Annotated in this window: 15 protein-coding genes and 1 pseudogene; 11 read left to right on the forward strand and 5 right to left on the reverse strand. The window is 61.6% G+C overall.

All coding sequences use genetic code 11. The features are described 5' to 3' along the window. Positions 1–19: 19 nt before the first annotated feature. Positions 20–391, reverse strand: coding sequence for a DUF971 domain-containing protein (locus tag ACYCO6_RS02330; protein WP_459768931.1), 372 nt, complete (start codon positions 389–391; stop codon positions 20–22). A gap of 455 nt (positions 392–846) precedes the next feature. On the opposite strand from ACYCO6_RS02330, the gene ACYCO6_RS02335 reads away from it, so the two are divergent. The 4 genes from ACYCO6_RS02335 to ACYCO6_RS02350 all read left to right on the forward strand — a co-directional run bounded on the left by ACYCO6_RS02335 (position 847) and on the right by ACYCO6_RS02350 (position 3,867). Continuing rightward, positions 847–1,371, forward strand: a complete 525-nt coding sequence (locus tag ACYCO6_RS02335) for an RNA polymerase sigma factor (RefSeq protein ID WP_459773406.1) — start codon at positions 847–849, stop codon at positions 1,369–1,371. Continuing rightward, positions 1,368–2,147 carry an anti-sigma factor family protein gene (locus ACYCO6_RS02340; protein ID WP_459768933.1) on the forward strand — a complete coding sequence of 260 codons (780 nt, stop codon included), beginning with the start codon at positions 1,368–1,370 and terminating at the stop codon, positions 2,145–2,147. The genes ACYCO6_RS02335 and ACYCO6_RS02340 overlap by 4 nt, the downstream gene beginning before the upstream one ends. Positions 2,148–2,292: 145 nt before the next feature. Next, complete coding sequence (locus ACYCO6_RS02345; protein ID WP_459768934.1) at positions 2,293–2,814, forward strand: DoxX family protein; 522 nt, start codon at positions 2,293–2,295, stop codon at positions 2,812–2,814. Between the two features lie 258 nt (positions 2,815–3,072). Continuing rightward, positions 3,073–3,867 (forward strand): response regulator transcription factor, encoded by a 795-nt coding sequence (locus tag ACYCO6_RS02350; RefSeq protein ID WP_459768935.1) that lies wholly within the window; start codon positions 3,073–3,075, stop codon positions 3,865–3,867. A 365-nt stretch (positions 3,868–4,232) separates the two neighbouring features. On the opposite strand, the gene ACYCO6_RS02355 is transcribed toward ACYCO6_RS02350, so the two are convergent. Further along, positions 4,233–4,655: a nuclear transport factor 2 family protein gene (locus tag ACYCO6_RS02355; protein WP_459768937.1), complete on the reverse strand. Its 423-nt coding sequence runs from the start codon at positions 4,653–4,655 to the stop codon at positions 4,233–4,235. 553 nt (positions 4,656–5,208) lie between these two features. Further along, the gene (locus tag ACYCO6_RS02360) at positions 5,209–6,093 is read right to left on the reverse strand and encodes a LysR family transcriptional regulator (protein ID WP_459768939.1); all 885 of its coding nucleotides are present in this window, start codon (positions 6,091–6,093) and stop codon (positions 5,209–5,211) included. Positions 6,094–6,654: 561 nt separating this feature from the next. Between ACYCO6_RS02360 and ACYCO6_RS02365 the strand changes: the two genes are divergently transcribed. From ACYCO6_RS02365 to ACYCO6_RS02395, 7 genes and pseudogenes are all read left to right on the forward strand, one after another. Next, a complete protein-coding gene (locus ACYCO6_RS02365; protein WP_459768941.1) occupies positions 6,655–7,830 on the forward strand; it encodes an LLM class flavin-dependent oxidoreductase in 1,176 nt (391 codons plus the stop codon). Continuing rightward, a complete protein-coding gene (locus tag ACYCO6_RS02370) occupies positions 7,827–9,014 on the forward strand; it encodes a CaiB/BaiF CoA transferase family protein (RefSeq protein ID WP_459768943.1) in 1,188 nt (395 codons plus the stop codon). Before ACYCO6_RS02365 ends, ACYCO6_RS02370 begins: the two co-directional genes overlap by 4 nt. Continuing rightward, on the forward strand, positions 9,014–9,763 hold the full coding sequence (locus ACYCO6_RS02375; protein WP_459768945.1) for an enoyl-CoA hydratase/isomerase family protein: 750 nt from the start codon (positions 9,014–9,016) through the stop codon (positions 9,761–9,763). Before ACYCO6_RS02370 ends, ACYCO6_RS02375 begins: the two co-directional genes overlap by 1 nt. 178 nt (positions 9,764–9,941) lie before the next feature. Continuing rightward, positions 9,942–11,117 (forward strand): flavin reductase, encoded by a 1,176-nt coding sequence (locus ACYCO6_RS02380; protein ID WP_459768947.1) that lies wholly within the window; start codon positions 9,942–9,944, stop codon positions 11,115–11,117. Positions 11,118–11,278: 161 nt separating this feature from the next. Next, positions 11,279–11,413: pseudogene (locus tag ACYCO6_RS02385) on the forward strand (dodecin domain-containing protein); the annotation flags it as partial. Positions 11,414–11,444: 31 nt separating this feature from the next. After that, entirely contained in the window at positions 11,445–12,617 is a 1,173-nt protein-coding gene (locus ACYCO6_RS02390; RefSeq protein WP_459768949.1) for a YbfB/YjiJ family MFS transporter, read from the forward strand. Positions 12,618–13,242: 625 nt separating this feature from the next. Next, a complete protein-coding gene (locus ACYCO6_RS02395) occupies positions 13,243–14,418 on the forward strand; it encodes an ABC transporter substrate-binding protein (RefSeq protein ID WP_459768951.1) in 1,176 nt (391 codons plus the stop codon). A 458-nt stretch (positions 14,419–14,876) separates the two neighbouring features. Here ACYCO6_RS02395 and ACYCO6_RS02400 read toward each other — a convergent pair whose 3' ends face one another. Next, positions 14,877–15,173: a CYTH domain-containing protein gene (locus tag ACYCO6_RS02400; RefSeq protein WP_459768953.1), complete on the reverse strand. Its 297-nt coding sequence runs from the start codon at positions 15,171–15,173 to the stop codon at positions 14,877–14,879. 486 nt (positions 15,174–15,659) lie between these two features. Beyond that, entirely contained in the window at positions 15,660–17,066 is a 1,407-nt protein-coding gene (locus ACYCO6_RS02405; RefSeq protein WP_459768955.1) for an amidase family protein, read from the reverse strand. Positions 17,067–17,622 lie beyond the last annotated feature (556 nt).

The following is a 17,622-nucleotide window of genomic DNA, read 5'->3' on the forward strand; positions in this document are numbered from 1 at the left end:
CGAGGAATTGAATCGGGGGTCAGGCGGCCTGTGCCGCGGCGGATGGGCTGTCGACGGCCTCTGCCGCGAGGGCGCGCAGGTAAGCCCAGGGGAAGATCCCGCGGGCATGGCCGTCGGTGAACCTGATATGGACAGCATAGCCGCCCATGTGTTCGACGTGGGTGACCGCGATGTCGGCGAAGGCCTCTGGGAAGCAGTCTACGACCCGATCGCGGGTGCACCACGCGCACCGGCAACGAAGGCGCAGCCGCTCGGCGGGCAGCGTCGCGGACAGCCCATCGCGCCAATTCAGTCTGAGCGCGGTTCCGCCGCGCGAGAGGGTCGCGGTGTCGGGGATCGCGTCGGGGTCGAATGGAGGCGGGCTTGGAAGCTTGATCGCGCGGTTTGCCATACGCTCCTCCTCTGATGCCTTTGTCACAGAAGCTCAGGAGCGGTCGATCGGACAGCAATTAGTTGCCCGGAATGACAGTCGGGCAGCCAGCAAAGCGATCGATCCGTTCGTATAACTCGAGCCGCGCCTGCAGGACCGTCTGATTTGGTTGGGAACGACGAGGCGTGCGGCGAGTCTGAAAGGCTTGGCAGATGTCTGCACGTCGCTAGTGGCGCACAGGCGGTCGACGGAAGCGGTCAATCGGCTGAAGCGGTCGCCACACACGCGCTACCGGCAGTGATCATTCGGCCCCGGACAGCGCCTTTTGCGCGCCGGTCTCCTCGGCGAGACAGCGGCCTCAAAACGCCAGGCCCGATGGAATAATCGCCCGAACGCGGCGTCTGGCCTCGTGTGAGACACCTGCGCGATCGGCCATGTCGGCACCGCGCGATCGCGACACCGGCCGGAGGCATGCGGTGCAGCAGATGATGCTCCTCGTGGAGCCGCTGATCCCGGCGCTTCGGCGCTACGCCGCCGCGCTGACGCGGGATCGGTCGGACGCCGACGACCTCGTTCAGGACACGCTCGAGTTGGTGATCGCCCGTTGGCACCAGCGGCGGGACGACGGCAGCGTCAGATCGTGGCTTTTCGCCATCCTGCACAATCTGGCGATGAGCCGCTTGCGGCAGTCCCGTCGACGGGGCGGTGCTCATCTGCCGCTCGACGATGTTGACGAGGCTTCCCTAGCCGTTCCGCCCCACCAGGAAGCCGGCCTGCAGCGACATGACCTTCTATGCGCACTCAACGCCTTATCCGAGGAGCAGCGCAGCGTGCTGCTGCTCGTGACGGTGGAAGGCCTCTCGTACGCCGAGACGGCGGAGGTGCTCGGCGTGCCGAACGGCACCGTGATGTCGCGCCTGTCCCGCGCGAGGGATCGGATGATCCAGTTGATGGACGGCGAGGCCACTACCCGGCGCCCGGTCCTGAGGAGGCTGAAATGAACGAGCGGGTGATCAGCGAGAGCGATCTGCAGGCCTTCGTCGACGATCGGCTTGGCCCCGATAGCCGCGCCCAAGTCGAGGCCTATCTCGCCGAGGACGCTCAGGCCCGAGCTCGGGTGGCTCGGCTGAAGGCCCTGCGCGATGATCTGCGCGGCGCGTTCGCGCCGATCGCCGCCGAACCGGTGCCGCCCCAGCTCGATCTCGGCCGCCTCGTCGCTGCGCGACGGCGGCCGCGCATGTCAGCTTGGCAGGGGCTGGCCGCAGCCCTTCTCCTGACTGTCGGCGGCCTCAGCGGCTGGATCGCGAGAGGGGCGCTTCCAGATGGGTCGGGCGGCATCTCCGTGCTCGCCCAGGAGGCGAAGACGAACTATGTCGTCTACGCACCGGACCGCACACGGCCCATCGAGCTTGCCGCGACCGATCGCGATGAGATCGCACACTGGTTCTCCGCACGCTTGAAGCGGCCCGTCGACGTGCCCGATCTCAGCGAGGCGGGCTACCACCTGCTCGGCGGCCGCTTGGTCGCCACCGACCACGGACCGGCGGGCATGCTGATGTACGACGACGCGCAGGGCACGCGCGTGGTCATGCTGATCCGCTCCTTCGGCGAGGGCGGTGACGTGCCGATGGTTGAGCACATCTACGGCTCCATCGCGGGTTGCGCCTGGGCCCGGAAGGGGCTCGGCTACAGTCTCGTTGCGGCGGCCGATCCCGCGGTGCTGCAGCCACTGGTCAGGGAGATCCGGCGCCGAGAGGCTGCCGACACGCAGGGCTAGAGCGAGCCCACTCTCCTGACCTCACGGATGCCCGTGGTCCACATTCGGCCCGAACGCCACCTGAGCGGGTCGCAGTCCGCACGCGCCCCCGCGCGACGTATGGCCCGTTCTTATCGGCCATCGTAACACTCAGAGGATCAACACAATGGCAGGTCTGCTCAGCACGATACTCGCGAGCCGTCCCTTCCTCCTTCGCTGGGCGCCAGTCCCGCTGCGCCTGATCGTAGGATACGGCTTCCTGGCACATGGCCTAGCGAAAGCCGGCCGTGGCTTCGATGCCTTCCCCGCTATCGTCGAGGCGATGGGCTTGCCGCTGCCGCATCTGTTCGGATGGCTGACCATACTCGTGGAGATCTTGGGCGGATTGGCGATCCTGCTGGGTGCTCTCGTGCCGCTCGCCAGCCTTCCCATGGCGATCATCCTGCTGGTCGCAGCGTTCACCGTGCACCTTCCCTACGGCTTCAGCTCGATCAAGCTCCAGGCCGTGACCGCGGCCGGGGCGACCTTTGGACCACCCGGGTACGAGACAGATCTGCTCTATCTCGCGTGCCTCCTCACGCTCGTGATGGCCGGGGCGGGTCCGCTCTCGATCGACGAACTACTGCGCAAGCGTCTCGGCGCGGTGCCTGCAGATCAGACTCTCCGGCACGTGAGCAGAAGAAGCTGAACTATCGGCGGGCAACCTGAGCCCGCACGATGCTTGCCGTGCCAGGTGAAATCTCACCCGCGTCCCCGGCGTGAGGTCCGCGTGATGGATGATTGCCGTCGTGACGGCCGCGCCGCGCAACGGGTTTCGGCGCACGGGAAAGAGTCTCGCGCAGATGGCCGAAACTGTGCCGGTGCTCGTCCGACTGTTCCGACCGGCGCGCATCACCATCACTGCTGATCCTGCAGGTCCTGATCTCGAAGAGCAGAGGAAACCAAAATGCAAGAATGCACGCGTTCTATTCCCTCGACGCGACCGGCGGACTACCCTTTGTTGTCGCAAGCAATAAACAACAATACCACCCGCGACGCGTATCTCGAAAACCTTGTTACGAAAATTAAACTGCTCGTCCTGAGCGATGATCTGGCGACTGCCGTCGAGATCAGGTCGGCGCTGGCGGGATGCGGGTTCAAGGTCGACGCAGCGGCGAGCAGCGGCGTCGGACTGCGCGCGGCGATGGATGGCGATTTCGACGTGATCATCGCGGATCGCACGCTGCCTGGGATCGACGGCCTGTCGCTGCTGACGAAGCTGCGCGCGGCCAAGGTCTCCACGCCGGTCCTGATCCTCAGCGCCCTGTCGGCGGTCAACGAGCGCGTTGACGGCCTGCGGGCCGGGGGCGACGACTACCTGGCCAAGCCCTTCGAGTTCATCGAGCTGACCGCACGCGTCGACGCGCTGGCCCGGCGCAAACTGGCCGCCGAGGCGGTCAACGAGCTTCAGGTCGGCGATCTGCGCCTCGACCTGATCGAGCGGGTCCTGTACTGCGCCGGCCGTCCGGTCGAGCTGCTGCCCAAAGAGTTCGCCATCATCGAGTTCCTGATGCAGAACGCCGGCGTGCTGGTCAGCCGGACGATGATCTTCGAATCCGTCTGGGGCTACAGCTTCAACCACCAGTCGAGCGTCATCGACGTGCACATCGGCAAGATCCGCAGGAAGCTCGATCCCGACGGGTTGAACCCGCGCATTCACACGGTGCGCCACGCGGGCTTCATCCTTCATGCAACCTCTTGAACTCTCAGCATGTGACTGCGCCCGTTGCCAAGCCTATGACGCAGCAACCAGCGGCGGCTTGCGGCTGGCCATATGCGTCCGCTTCGGGGACCTATCATTCCTGAAGCGGACTGGCGGCTTTCGGCCATACTACGTCACGCCGGATCGCCAGCGCGCGCAGGACCGGACATTCGGCTTTGCGCCCATTCTCGCCGTTTACTTGAATTTAGCAATATCTCGGAAGCAGACGTTGCGGTAGCGATGTTTAAGGAAGGGTCGCGCTGTTTGCATACTGACAGGTTGGATGGCCGTTATGCATGCTCATCTTCTACGAGCAGACTTTGCGCAGTTCCCGCAGGTTGTACCTTCGGCCTACTTCATTTGTCCTAGTGGGTACGGTTCTTTCCGGCCAGACGTCGACGGTTGCGGATTATGACATTCGCTTGACCTACTGCGCGCGAAGCACCAGGCTCAAATGCATTAGTGAAGTACTGGGTCTCGCGCGCTACCTTGCCATCGGCGAACCCCATGATGCTGACGGTATAAGACGGACGCCCGTCGTAAGTTAAGACGTACTCGGTGATCCACAAATCGCCCGTTCCGATTATGCGGCGTATAGCGAAGCGCTTTTGGTTCAGCTGCACGGTGCGGGACAACCGGATGTTCTCTCGTCCACGAATGCGTTCGCCCGATTGCGGACACACAAGTACTGCGTCTTCCCGGTAGATCCGGTGCTCTTCTTCAAAATCATTGGCATCAGACGCGGCCGAATGACGATTAAGAGCCGCACGAATGTCTCGGTCTTCCATGGTGAGGCTCGCCAACCACCACTGGCATCAACGTGCCAATGTCGATGTGGATCAGGCCGCTCGCATTGGAAGCTGAGCTCGCTCCAGCAGATATAAGAGGTCAGCCCATTGTGCCACCCAATGAAATTCTGTCTTCCGCCTAGACCCGCTTATTGCGCAGAGCGAAAGGAGCTACCCCCCGGTCAGCGAAGTCGCTGCGGCCGCCGTGACCTAGGGGAGAGACTCGTGTACTGCACCAGCACTGAGAACTTGGAGGGTGTGCTTGTGATCGGCATCCAAAAGGAGTTTATCCGCACGTTCGGTGCTGGCGGGCGGTTCGGGCGTTGTTCTTCGTATGAACCGGGGCAGCGCCATGCCGATGTCATACCCGTCGCTGCCGTCGATCCCGGCCGGCCCTCACGCCGATGAGCTGCGGCTGGACGAAGCCGGGCTGCTGATCAGCGCCCGGACCACCGCGACCCAAGCCTCGTGCCGGGTCTGCGGGTGTCCTTCGCCGCGGGCGCACAGTCACGTGAGCATTGAGACTGCACCACCAAATGCTGGCATCAAACATCTACATCTCGAACGTGCTCGCTCGCACGGCCATTTCGGCCATCAACAAAGGAATCGATGTCGAAGAGCGCGAGGCGTGCACGGCGAAAAACTCGACCAACGGGCCCTCCGGCCGCGTCGCAAGCACCCGGAAGGCGCCCGAAGCGATCTCCGGCTGGTAGCACTGGACCGGTAGCAAGCTGACCCCAATTCCGGCCTGGGTCAGCGATGCGATTGCCCCCATGCTATTGCAGAGATCAACGGCCCTCACCTCATGTCCGCGCGCGCTAAGCCAGCCCTCGACGGTCCGATGATGGAAGCTGTTCTTGCCCAAAGAGAGAACACGGAGGTCGCGGAAGTCGGAGGGCTCGATCACTCGGTCCGGCAATGAAATCGCTTGGCCTGCCATCCAAGCAAAGCGAACACAGCCGAGCGATCGGGCCGAGAGGTGAGGTTCGGAATGCAAATACGGCATCAATGCGAGATCAATTTCGCCGTCCACAATCATTTTCTGAAGGTCGACCGTCAGGGCAACGTTCAGCTCCAGTGTCAACCGCGGGTAATTCTGGTGAATCAGCTCGACAAATTTCGGCAGCCATGTCACTGCCACCAGTTCTGCCACGCCGAGACGAACAAGCCCCGACAACGCCTCCCTTCTACCCACTCTCAAACGGATTTCAGAGCACGCTGCAATTACACGGTCCGCATAGATTTGCAGTTCACGCCCTTTTGCCGTCAAACGCGTCTTCCGGCCTATCCGATCGAACAACAGCACTCCGAGATCCTGCTCAAGCTCTTGAATCCGAGCCGACACAGTCGAGGGTGTCGCGTTCAGTCTTTCCGCTGCGCCAGTAAAGCTACCGCAGCGCGCTATCTCCGCAAAAGTCTCAAGCTGCTTGATGTTCACGCCCGTCTTTGCCTCGCCTGGAACTGAGGAGCCCGCCAGCGTGAGAGCCAGAGCATGTATTGACGCTAATCTGCGGAGCAAAAAACCAACTTGGCAGCTCCGCAGCATCGTCTCAAACCGTGAGCGGGCTGCCACTCGTGGATTCTAAGCGCAAAATGGTTTCAACTCCTAGTGCTCCGCACACCAAGTTCGTTTTTTTCGAACGAACACCTCCAAAATAATCCGCTTTTTATGTAGGACGATGCTGTTAGGATGATCTCGCCGGACACCGTCCGCGGCGCGAGGAGGTTGTGCAACTGGACAGTGGCATCACAGTGTCCAGCGGCTGCGTACCCATCAGCGCGACCTGACTGCTTCATACGTGCGGCACCTCAATAGTGGTCAGCTGCCATCTGGCCATTATCGCTCCGATAAGCTCTGTCTTCACCACGCTATTGAGTGAACAACTTCATGAGGACCATGCGGCAAACAAGGTAAATTCGGACGACGCAGAAGATCCGGCCCTCCGCCTATTGGCTTCAGTGCGCCTTATGAACTTTTTCTTGGATTGGGATTCAGACCATGCCGGACGACGCTGCCACACTAGACCGGTCAGCACGCGAGGAAGCTCGCACCCATGTCGAAACGCGATCGCCGCTTGATAGACTTCCCAAGAACAATCTCGTTCTCGGTCTCTTTCTGCCGATGCAGGAGGGCGCCTGGAGTCCATCTCGTGCTCCTCGGACGACCTCTTGGACTTTCGATTACCTATCGCAATGCACGCTGAAGGCGGAGGATCTCGGGTTCGACCTCGCATTCGGACTGGCGCAGTGGATGAGCAAGGGCGGCTATGGCGGCGAGATGCGCTTCCGCGAGCACGAGCTCGATCCGATCATCGTCAACACCGCGCTAGCGGCGACGACGAAGCGGATCATTCTCATCAACACGGTCCACATTCTCTACGCCTGGCACCCGCTGCACCTCGCGAAGTTCGGCGCCGCGCTCGACCACATCAGCGGCGGACGCTGGGGCGTGAACGTCGTCACGGGTTACAAGCCGAGCGAGTACCGCATGTTCGGCCTCGACATGATCGAGCACGATCTGCGCTATGACATGGCCGACGAGTTCACGACGATTATGGAACGCCTCTGGGCCGAGGACGAGGATCTGACCTTCAATGGGCGCTGGTGGAAGACGGAGAAGGCCTTCCTGGCGCCGCGGCCGGGCGCGCGCCGGCCGTTTCTCGTGAACGCGGCGTCGTCCGGCGCCGGGCTGGCCTACGCGGCGAAGCACTCGGACTTCATCTTCATCACCAGCCCCGGCGGCGCCGAGCCGGCCAAAGCCTACGAGACCCTGCCGCCGGTTAACGCCCGCATCAAAGACCTCGCCGCCTCCTACGGACGGCAGGTCAAGACGATCATCAACCCCCACGTGATCTGCCGCCCGACCGAGAAAGAGGCGCAGGACGCTTACCGCCGCATCCTGGAGCACGAAGACCCCGTAGCAGCGGACAACTTCGTGCAGACCTTCGTGGGCGGCGATACCAAATCTTGGCGCGGACACAGCCGCGCCCAGTGGGTGATTGGTGGGAACGTCCACCTTGTCGGCACACCCGAGCAGATCGTCGAGGGCTTTGTGAAGCTGCAGGCGGCCGGCTGCGACGGCGTCCAGGTGAACTTCTTCGACTACCTGCCGGATCTCGCCTATTTCGGCGAGTCGGTCATTCCTCTGATGAAGCAGGCAGGGCTCCGGGCATGAACGGTACGAGCAAGGGACCCCTTTCCGGTCTACGTGTCCTTGAGTTCGGCCAGATTGCAGCCGGTCCTTACGTCGGCATGCTCTTGGCCGACCTCGGTGCCGACGTGGTGAAGGTCGAGCGGCCGGACGGCGGCGATGGTATGCGTGACTGGCCGCCGCTGATGGCGCCGGAGGAGCCTGAGCACGCCAGCCGCTTCAGCGGCAACTTCGCCTCACTGAATCGCAATAAGCGCAGCATCACTGTCGATCTCAAGGCCCCGGATGAAGTCGCACATCTTCAGGAGCTCTGCCGGGCGGCCGATGTCATCATCGAGAATTTCCGGCCGGGCGTCCTGAAGCGTTTGGGCCTCGGCTATGAAGCTGTGGCTAAGGTGAACCCCCGGATCGTCTACTGCTCGATCTCCGGTTATGGCCAGGTTGGCCCCTATGCAAAGAAGGGAGCATTCGACGTTACTGTCCAAGCCATCAGCGGCCTGATGAGCGTGACAGGCGAGCCCGATGGCTCGCCCGTCAAGTGCGGCGTTCCTGTCGGGGACTTCTGCGCCGGCCTCTATGCTGCATACTGCATCTCGGCAGTACTGCGGAAGGTGGCGGAGACGGGTAAGGGCGCCTTTATCGACTGCTCGATGCTAGGCAGTCTCCTGGGAATCTCAGCACTCCAGACCAGCGAGTACTTCGGCACGGGTGTCGTTCCACGTCGCCTCGGCTCGGCACACCCGCGAAACGCCCCTTACCAGGGCTTCGACGCAGAGGATGCCCCGTTCGTCGTCGCAGCGGGCAACCAGGAGCTCTGGCGAAAGTTCTGCGGCGTCGTGGGAAGGGAGGAGTTCACTGCGGATCCGCGGTTCGAGACTCAAGAGCTGCGCGCGCGCCACCAGGCCGAGTTATTCGATCTCGTACAGCCGATCTTCAGCACCAAGCCACGCACGCACTGGCTCACGGAACTCGATGCCCAGGGTATTCCCTGCGCGCCGGTGAACAGCTTCGATTCCATTCTGGCTGATCCGCATGTCGAGGCCATGGGCTTGCTCCACAATCTCACGCTGCCCAACGGCGTCCGCACGACGACCGTCGGCTTTCCCATCGCAATCAGCGATTTCGAATTCAAGATTGAGCGGCCGCCGCCGATCTTAGGGGAACACACGAAGGAGGTCGCGCGCGATTGGATCAAGGAGAGCGACTGATGAACAGTCCGGTCATCGTCAGCAATCTCGGAGTCTGCGGTTTGCGCCTGACGCTTAATCGGCCCGATCAAGCGAACGCGGTCGATGACACGCTTTGCAACGCGTTGCTGTTGGCCCTCCAGGAGGCGGCTGAAACAGGCGTTCGTCTCGTGGTGCTTGATGCGAACGGGAAGAACTTCTGCGGCGGCTTCGACTTCACAGGCGTCGACGATCTGTCAGAGGGGGACCTGCTTCTGCGCTTCGTCCGGATCGAGCAGGTGCTTCAATTGCTCTGGCGCGCTCCCTTCGTGACGATAGCTTGTGCGCATGGAGCTGCTTTTGGCGCAGGTGCGGATCTGGTGGCCGCGTCCTCTTATCGGCTTGGCGCGCCCGGCTGCCGCTTCCGCTTTCCCGGCTACCGCTTCGGCATTGCTCTCGGCACCCGCAGGCTCGGGTGCCTTGTTGGGGAGCAGAAGGCGCGTGAAATTCTTCTTGCGAACTCTACACTCGCTGGTGTCGAAGCACGGGAGGTTGGCCTGTTGACCCACCTCGAAGAAGTTGAGGCCTGGGACGGCATCATCACGACAGTTAGGACAGGCATCGAGGACCTCACCTCTTCAGCGATGAGCGAACTCCTCGCCAACATTCGGCAGGATCAACTCGCAGACGACAGAGATTTAGCCAGCCTTGCGCGTTCGGCCGCACAGCCCGGTATTCACAGCCGGATCGCTACCTATCGCGCTGCCGCTGCTGAAAGCCGCAAAGGTTGAAACGAGCATTGGCCACTGTCGCCTCTTGTTTGCCTAGTCTGGCTTTCCGGCTACCGATGACCATAGCCATTCAGCTGCCTCTTACTCGAACCGATCCAAAATCCAGGTCAGGTTAAGCCGTCGCCGCCAATCTCACTGTCGTCGGTGTTACCGCACCTAACCCTCGAAAGGGAGTAAGATGGAACCGTCGTCCTCGGCCATCTCGGCCAGTCGCTTTCGCGAGGTCCTTGGACAATATCCAACCGGCGTCGCGGTAATCACGGCTTGCAGCGCGGATGGTGCCCCAGTCGGAATGGTCGTCGGAAGCTTCGGCTCGACTTCGCTCAATCCGCCGCTGATTTCCTTCATGCCCGATAAGAAATCGTCCAGCTGGCAGAAACTGCAGCAGCTCGACAGCTTTTGCGTGAACGTCCTCGGTGCACATCAGCTGGACGTCTGCCGCGATCTTGCCTCGAAGCGGCCCGACAAATTCGCCGACATCGACTGGAGCCGGTCCGAGCTCGGCAACCCGGTGATCGCCGGCGCCATTGCGCAGATAGAATGTGTGAAGGAAACTGAATACGAGGCTGGTGACCATCTGATCGTGCTGGGCCGCGTCTTGGATCTGGACCTCGGCGCGGCAGCTACGCCGCTTCTTTTCTACCGTGGTGGCTACGGCACGTTCACCGCCCAGTCGATGATCAGCGGCGAGGTAGAGATCCTCGACAAGTTGAGGTTGCTCGATCGCATTCGGCCCTCGCTCGAAAGGTTAGCGAGCGAGTTCGACACTGAGGTGACCGCGGTCGCTCGCGTGAAGAACGAGATTATTCTTGTCGGCTCATTTGGACGGTCGCGTACAGTAGATTTCCCCACACGTGTCGGGCAGCGGCTGCCGTTTATGCCGCCGGTCGGTGGCGTTTTCGCGGCTTGGGGGACGCCGGACGAGCAGTCAGAGTGGCTCTCTCATTGCGGCGGCGAATTCTGTCTCGACCGCCAATCGTGCATGCAAATGATTAAGAATATCCGCTCGCGTGGCTGCGCTATCGGCTTCGGCCATGAGGTGAGCCTCAAATGGGAGCGCGCAGCCTTCCTGACCAGCATCGGCGATGCCGCAATAACCGAGAAGGAACTCGGTAGATTGCTTGCGGACGCCGCAACCAGCTACAATCCCGGGCCGCTAAGAGCCGACGAAAATTATGAGTTTCACTTTGCGCAGGCCGCAGTTTTCGATGCATCCGGGAACGTTGCCTTGGGAGTTACTATTTGGGGCCCTGAAGGGGAGGTGCCCTGCGGCAAAGTTGATGCCATTTCTCGCCGGTTAATCCAAACTGCGGCGGACGCTACTCAGAGCATCGGGGGCAAGACGCGGTCCTGACGCGCAGTTCTACCCGCGAGCAATGCCATTTCCGAGAATATCCGAATACAAGGGAGGCCGTGACGAGCGACATTTATTCCGCGGCCGAAATCCATGGCTCGTCACCTCCCTGCATAAGTGGCGCGATCCGGTAGACGGTCGCGTCCGCGTCCCCATCACAAACAGTCCGACATCTTGAGTGGTGTCAAGTCATCGAAACTATCGGGCATTCCCAACGCGGCGGCTCGCTCGGTGATCTCCAGGTAAACGTGAAGCTCGGCTTCCGTTTGGAGCGGCCCTCGGGAGAAAATAAGTAGCGTAACGTAGCACTCGGTGAAGAGGCAACCTGTGGAGCAGCACGCCCATCCGAGCCATTGCTCTTTCTCCGGTCCAGTCAGTGCCGTCGGAGTTCGGTTTATTCGCCCTGCTCTCTCCGGCGCCTCAGCGACGCTTGTTGGGGTAGGTCTTGCCCGCTTTGCCTACTTGGCATTGTTCCCAGCCATGGTCACAGCCCAGTGGCTGGATGGAGGTGGCGCGGGTCTGCTGGGCGCTCTCAACTTGGTGGGCTATCTCATCGGAGTGTCCGGCGGCCGACTCTTAGCAAAGCGCATCGGTGTCCCGCGCTCACTCGATTGCGGCATGTTGCTGACAGCGCTTTCCTTCTTTGCCTGCGGCTGGAATGGCGGCGTGGTCTGGTTGGCGGTCTGGCGTAGCGCCGCCGGGGTTTCGGGCGGTGTCCTCATGTCCCTTGCTGGTCCAGCGGTGCAGGCCGTCGTGGAACCCTCCCGACGCGGAACTGCAGGTGGTATTGTCATAGCAGGTGTCGGAAGCGGTATCATTGTCACGGCGCTCGCGATCCCACCGCTACTTAACTGGGGACTGCCGGCCACTTGGATTGTCCTCGCAGTCTGCATGGTTGGTCTTTGGGCGCTCGCTCGGCCCGCCTGGCCGCAGACTCAAATTTTCGAGCCATCAGAGAGGGCTAACTTCGGCAGCGCGATCGTTCTGATAGTAGCTTACGGAATAGCGGGTGCCGGCATGGTTCCACACATGGTCTATCTCGCAGATCTTGCGGTCCGGGGCCAAAGCCACACGTTCAGCTTCGCTAGCTACGCATTGTTGCTCTTTGGCCTCGGTGCCCTTTCGGGAACTCTCGCGGTCGGGCGCGCAGTCGATCGTTGGGGCGGCGCAAGAACCATCCAGATGTGGTTCACCCTCCAGGCGTTCGCAGTCGCGCTCGTCCTGGCGCCCTCGTCCTTCTGCCTGCTCCTTGGTGCACTTCTAGGGGGATTCGGAGGAATCGGGGCAACAGCAGTGGCACTCAGCCGGGCACGCGAGATTGCAGGTGAGACTGCAGGGGTCGTCTGGCAATACGCGACAGCCAGCTTTGCAATCTTCCAGGCAGTGAGTTCCCTCGCTCTCGCATTTGTTTTCGCCCATACTGGCTCTCATAGCCAAGTTTTTGAAGTTGGCTTAGCTTGTTCCTTAGCTGCTGTTGGAGTGGTCAGATGGTTCGGGTGAGCTGCCGAATTAAGCCTGCCTATCCGCCGCGCACCATAACCCCGCTCCCGACGTAATCCTGACGCCTACCTCATCGCTCTCGGACACTAAGCCCAATAAGCGGTTCTGCTAGCTCACAAGATAATTAGATACAAATGAAAGGTATCTTGCCCATATCCGAGGCCTCAGGCCGGGATACTCGGCCGAAACTGGAGGACGATACCCAATGAAAATCTCAAATGAGCGGAACGCGCGGCCTCAACGAGCGGCTCGGCGTTGTCCGATGCTGAGAAGTTTCCATCCTCCTAATCCTGCGTACAGGGCCCGTCAGTAAACTTAGCCGACACGCCTTGGGCACTCAAGTTAAACTAAACGGGCGTCCTCCGATGCGGCGCTTACGAATCAGATTAGTTCATCTCGGGAGAGCTGGATGCCGAGAAAATGTGGAAACAAGATGCACCAGTCAGCTTGCGCTTGCTGGCAGCGGGCGGGCATCTTCACGCGCCCAGTCTAGCGACTCCGATCGTGGGATTACAAAGTTTGCCTACTTAAGCTGCGCGTTAACTATCAATATTTACAAACAATGGACAGGAGGAACGCCTTGAAAAGATGGAAATGCACACTCATCGCAGTGGCGACCTGCACGATGCTGGCTACCAATGCGTCCGCGCAGATCTCGGACGGCCTGGTCAAGATTGGCGTACTCGCAGACATGAGCGGACTCTATTCCGACCTGAGCGGCGTGGGTTCCGTTGCGGCCGCCCAGATGGCCGTTGAGGACTTCGGCGGGACCGTGCTCGGCAAGCGGATCGAGGTCGTTTCCGCCGACCACCAGAACAAGACCGACATTGGCGCTAGTATCGCTCGCCGATGGGTCGATCGCGAGCAGGTGGACGCGATCGTCGACGTGCCCGTCTCGTCAATCGCATTCGCGGTGCAAGAGATCACCCGGGAGAAGAACCGCGCCTTCCTTATCTCGTCCTCGGGCTCGTCCGACCTGACCGGAAAGGCCTGCTCCCCGGTCAGCGTGCATTGGACATACGATAGCTACGCGCTGGCTCACGCGACCGGCGGGGCGCTGCTTAAGCGTGGGGCTGACACCTGGTTTTTTATCACCGCGGACTATGCTTTCGGACATGCGCTCGAGCGCGACGCCATGGCGGTGGTGAAGGCGGCCGGCGGAAAAGTCCTCGGCGCCGTCCGACACCCACAGGATACCCAGGACTTCTCCTCCTTCTTGCTCCAGGCGCAAGCTTCGGGTGCAAAGGTGATAGCCCTCGCCAACGCTGGCGGCGACACGGTCAACTCAATCAAGCAGGCGAACGAATTCGGTATCACGCAGAACCAGCAGATCGTCGGGCTTCTCACCTACATTTCGGATGTTCACAGTATGGGTTTGCAGAACGCGCAGGGCCTACTTCTAGCCTCCGCATTCTATTGGGATATGAGTGACGAGACGCGGGCGTGGACGAAAAGATTCTTGGAACGCGTCAACAAGGTACCCACAATGCCGAACGCTGGCGTCTACGGCGCGGTGACACACTACTTAAAGGCCATTGAGGCGGCTGGGACTGACGACGCCACGAAGGTTGTCCAGAAAATGAAGGAATTGCCAATCAATGATTTTTTCACGAAGAACGGGTCGGTCCGCGAGGACGGTCGCGTAATGCGTAACATTTATCTCTTCCAAGTGAAGTCACCAACTGAGTCGAAGTACCGGTTCGACTACTATAAATTGATCTCTACGATTCCTGCAGAGCAGGCTTTTAGGCCTTTGTCGGAGGGGAACTGCCCGATGGTAGGAAAGATCACGGCTCATTGAGTAAAAGGATGAACCGTGGCCGTCATCCGAGCCCACCCGATAAGGCTGATTGGCACGGGCTGGGTGGTCGGGATGGGGTGACTCCAGGAAGGTGCTGAAGCCTGACCTAGACCAGCCGTATGGATCCCGGCCGCTCAGCGGCAGCATAGCCGCCCGGGCGTGGGCAATGAAACCGACCTAACAGATGCCGAGTGGCCCGTGATCGAGCCGCTGATGCCGGAACCCGTTTCATGGGGCTGGCGTCGGTCTGGACGCCGCGGGACATTGATCCACTCTCGTGGGAGCGGATCAGGGGCCACCTCGCCATTGAGACAGCGAACGCCATGCTCGATTGAGTAATGCCGACGCTCACTTCGAGGTGACGTCTGAACAGTATGTTGCAGTTTCGATTGCCGCTACATGGCCCCATGGCCGCTACCATGCAGTACCCTCTCATCTGGCCCGGTCCAAATTACCGGTCAGGGCAATGCGCACTCGACTGTTTCATAGCCTAATAGACATTTGTCTTCCGTCGGCGCGGGTCGCGCCGCAAGCTCGGTCCGGCCGTATCGCTGCGGCGCGTCGGCAAGGTGCGAGTTGTGGTAGCGGTCATCCGAAGTGACTTCCTGACCGACCCAATCGGGCAGGGTTACTGCCTGCGCAGGATGATCGAGTTCAACCTCGGCGAGGACGAGTCCGGCGTTGGCGCCGGCGAACTCGTCGACGTGCCACATCCTACCGGGGTGCAAGACCTCGTAACGCACCTTCTCGATCAACGTCCAATCGGCGAAGCTGCGCTGTCAGCGGAGGAGCAGCCCATTGCGGTGGCGTGGGTGAATGCGTGCTCCCTCGTCCTGATCCGGAACTTGATCGACAGTGGCTCGAATGTCCGGCTGGAGACATTTCAAGGCGGCGACGGAGCCGCATCGAACTTCCGCTTCCTCAGTTTGAACGCTGAAAGCGGTCAGGCCGCTTTCGGCCAGACTACGTCACGCCGGATTGCCAACGTGCGCAGAACCGGACGTTCGGCTTTGCCCCCATTGGAGCCGTTAAGCCGTACCCGTCGGCATCTTGGAAGCGGATGTTCCGTCAGCAAAGTTTTCGACGCTGGATCGCGTCCGCACCAGACTTCTAAGTTCAACCGCATCTCGGTCCGCCTTCATGACAGGAGATCGCCTTCGTTCGGACGCGCGACAGCGATGCTGCCAGAACAGCTTCGCCTACGTCTGCGCCGGCCCTGGGCATCCAAACTGCGGCGGTACTCACTGCCCTGTGGGCGGCCGAAGATTGTAGCCCGGCGGCTGCGCCCGCTCGATCGCCGCACACGCTCGAAGCACGTCGGCCTCGCTGAGGCTGCGGCCGACGATCTGGAGGCCGACCGGCATTCCGTCCGAGGTAAGTCCCGCGCAGACAGAGGCTGCAGGCTGGCCCGTCAGGTTGAAGGGGTACGTGTAGAAGACCCAGGAGACGAGGCTGCGATCGTCCAGTCCTTCAGGAATGTTCCGGCCTGCTTCCAAGGAGGAGATCGGCAGCGTCGGCGACAGGAGGACGTCGTAGTGGGTGAAGAAGCTGACCATCCGGTCCCGAAGCGCGTAGCGCGCGAAGACGGTCTCGTAGTAGGCGCGCATCTCCTGAGCGAGAGCACCGTCAAGCACGTCGGCGACTGCCGGGTCCAGCAGATCGCGGCGGTCTTCGAGGACGCCGCGCAGGCGTGTGCCGATGCCGGCGTAGAACTCGGCGGTCCAGAGATCAGCCGGATCGGCCTCTAAGACAGCCTCGACCTCCTCCACGATTGCCCCCTGGTCTGCCAGAGTCATGGCCGCAGCACGGGCAATGGCAACGACATCCGGGTTGGGCCGCGCGTAGCCGAGGGTCGCGCTCCAAGCGACCCGCAGGCCGTCGACGGAAGCCTCCGCCGCACCCAGAAGGTCGGGCACGGACCCCGCCACTGCAAAGGGATCGCGCGGATCGTGGCCGGCAACCGCCGTCGTCAGCAAAGCGGCGTCGGCCACATTGCGCGCGAGAGCGCCGACATGGGCCAAGGTCGGCGTTGCCGACGTCGGCCATACCGGGACGCGCCCGAATTGCGCCTTGAATCCGACGAGGCCGGTCAGCGCTGCCGGAATGCGCAGGGAGCCGCCGCCATCCGTGCCAAGTGCGAAGGGCGTGATTCCTGCCGCGACTGAGGCGGCCGCGCCGGCGCTCGACCCGCCCGGTGTCTTCGTCAGGTCCCAGGGATGTCGGGTGATGCCGGTGAGCGGCGAGTCGCCGACCGGCTTCGCCCCGAACTCGCTCGTCGTGGTCTTGCCGATGATGATCGCGCCGGCCGCCCGCAGGCGCTCGACCGAGGGCGCGTCGACGGCGGCGACGTTGCCCGCCATGGCGCGCGACCCCGAAGCGTAGGGGACTCCCGCCACCGCGATCAGGTCCTTCACCGAGACCGGCAGACCGTGGAGCAGCCCAAGAGGGGATCCTCGCATCACGGCTTCCTCGGCCTGCCATGCAGCGGCGCGGGCCTCCTCCGGCATCAGAAGGCAGAAGGCATTCAAGGAGGCTTGGTTCGCCTCGGCACGCGTGAGGGCGCGCTCCGTGAGCTCTGCCGGCGAGACCGCGCGGGCTGCGATCAGGCGCCGCAACTCAAGAGCAGTCATGAAGTCGAGGTGGCTCATCGTCGCTCCGCTCTCCGCAATCGAGGTGCACAGCCCCGTCGAGCACAACATCTCTACCACTTGCCGACGATGGCGAAGGCGCGCAGCGTTGGGTTGTTCTAATATGATACTTTACGAATTCAGCTAGGAACCGCATATGCCCTCTGTCAGGCGTCATTTCCAGGCTTGCTGGCCGCGCTCGAGATCTTATATCAACATACAATTAGTAGGATCGGTGTTGCGTCAGGAGATTTGCTGCTTCTTCCACCAGCGATTGCTTCAATTGGTTCGAAGCTCACGGAGCGGATCCTGATAAGCGCAACCGAAGGCAGGATCAATCGACGACTCTGGCGGCTCATATCCACGATCTGGTTCTCGGGCGGCCATCGATCAGGAGAGGCACCGCTGGCTCACTGCCGATCCAGGTTCTGACCAGCGATCAGGGCGAGTTGGGACTATTTCGCTGATCGTGACGCGGAAAATTCCGGATTGCAAATTTTTTCGTATCGGTCTCTGATGATCCCGGCTCGAACCAGAAAAATATTGCTGCCTGCCGCGCTTCGAACGCCGAGGGCGG

The sequence above is a fragment of the Methylobacterium sp. CM6257 genome, assembly GCF_054611515.1.

Bases quoted from the DNA above. Each gene is read 5' to 3' on its own strand.
- ACYCO6_RS02405 (WP_459768955.1), bottom strand. From the start codon at position 17,066: ATGAGCCACCTCGACTTCATGACTGCTCTTGAGTTGCGGCGCCTGATC.
- ACYCO6_RS02370 (WP_459768943.1), top strand. From the start codon at position 7,827: ATGAACGGTACGAGCAAGGGACCCCTTTCCGGTCTACGTGTCCTTGAG.
- ACYCO6_RS02345 (WP_459768934.1), top strand. From the start codon at position 2,293: ATGGCAGGTCTGCTCAGCACGATACTCGCGAGCCGTCCCTTCCTCCTT.
- ACYCO6_RS02375 (WP_459768945.1), top strand. From the start codon at position 9,014: ATGAACAGTCCGGTCATCGTCAGCAATCTCGGAGTCTGCGGTTTGCGC.
- ACYCO6_RS02330 (WP_459768931.1), bottom strand. From the start codon at position 391: ATGGCAAACCGCGCGATCAAGCTTCCAAGCCCGCCTCCATTCGACCCC.
- ACYCO6_RS02350 (WP_459768935.1), top strand. From the start codon at position 3,073: ATGCAAGAATGCACGCGTTCTATTCCCTCGACGCGACCGGCGGACTAC.
- ACYCO6_RS02395 (WP_459768951.1), top strand. From the start codon at position 13,243: ATGCTGGCTACCAATGCGTCCGCGCAGATCTCGGACGGCCTGGTCAAG.
- ACYCO6_RS02340 (WP_459768933.1), top strand. From the start codon at position 1,368: ATGAACGAGCGGGTGATCAGCGAGAGCGATCTGCAGGCCTTCGTCGAC.
- ACYCO6_RS02355 (WP_459768937.1), bottom strand. From the start codon at position 4,655: ATGGAAGACCGAGACATTCGTGCGGCTCTTAATCGTCATTCGGCCGCG.
- ACYCO6_RS02365 (WP_459768941.1), top strand. From the start codon at position 6,655: ATGCCGGACGACGCTGCCACACTAGACCGGTCAGCACGCGAGGAAGCT.
- ACYCO6_RS02380 (WP_459768947.1), top strand. From the start codon at position 9,942: ATGGAACCGTCGTCCTCGGCCATCTCGGCCAGTCGCTTTCGCGAGGTC.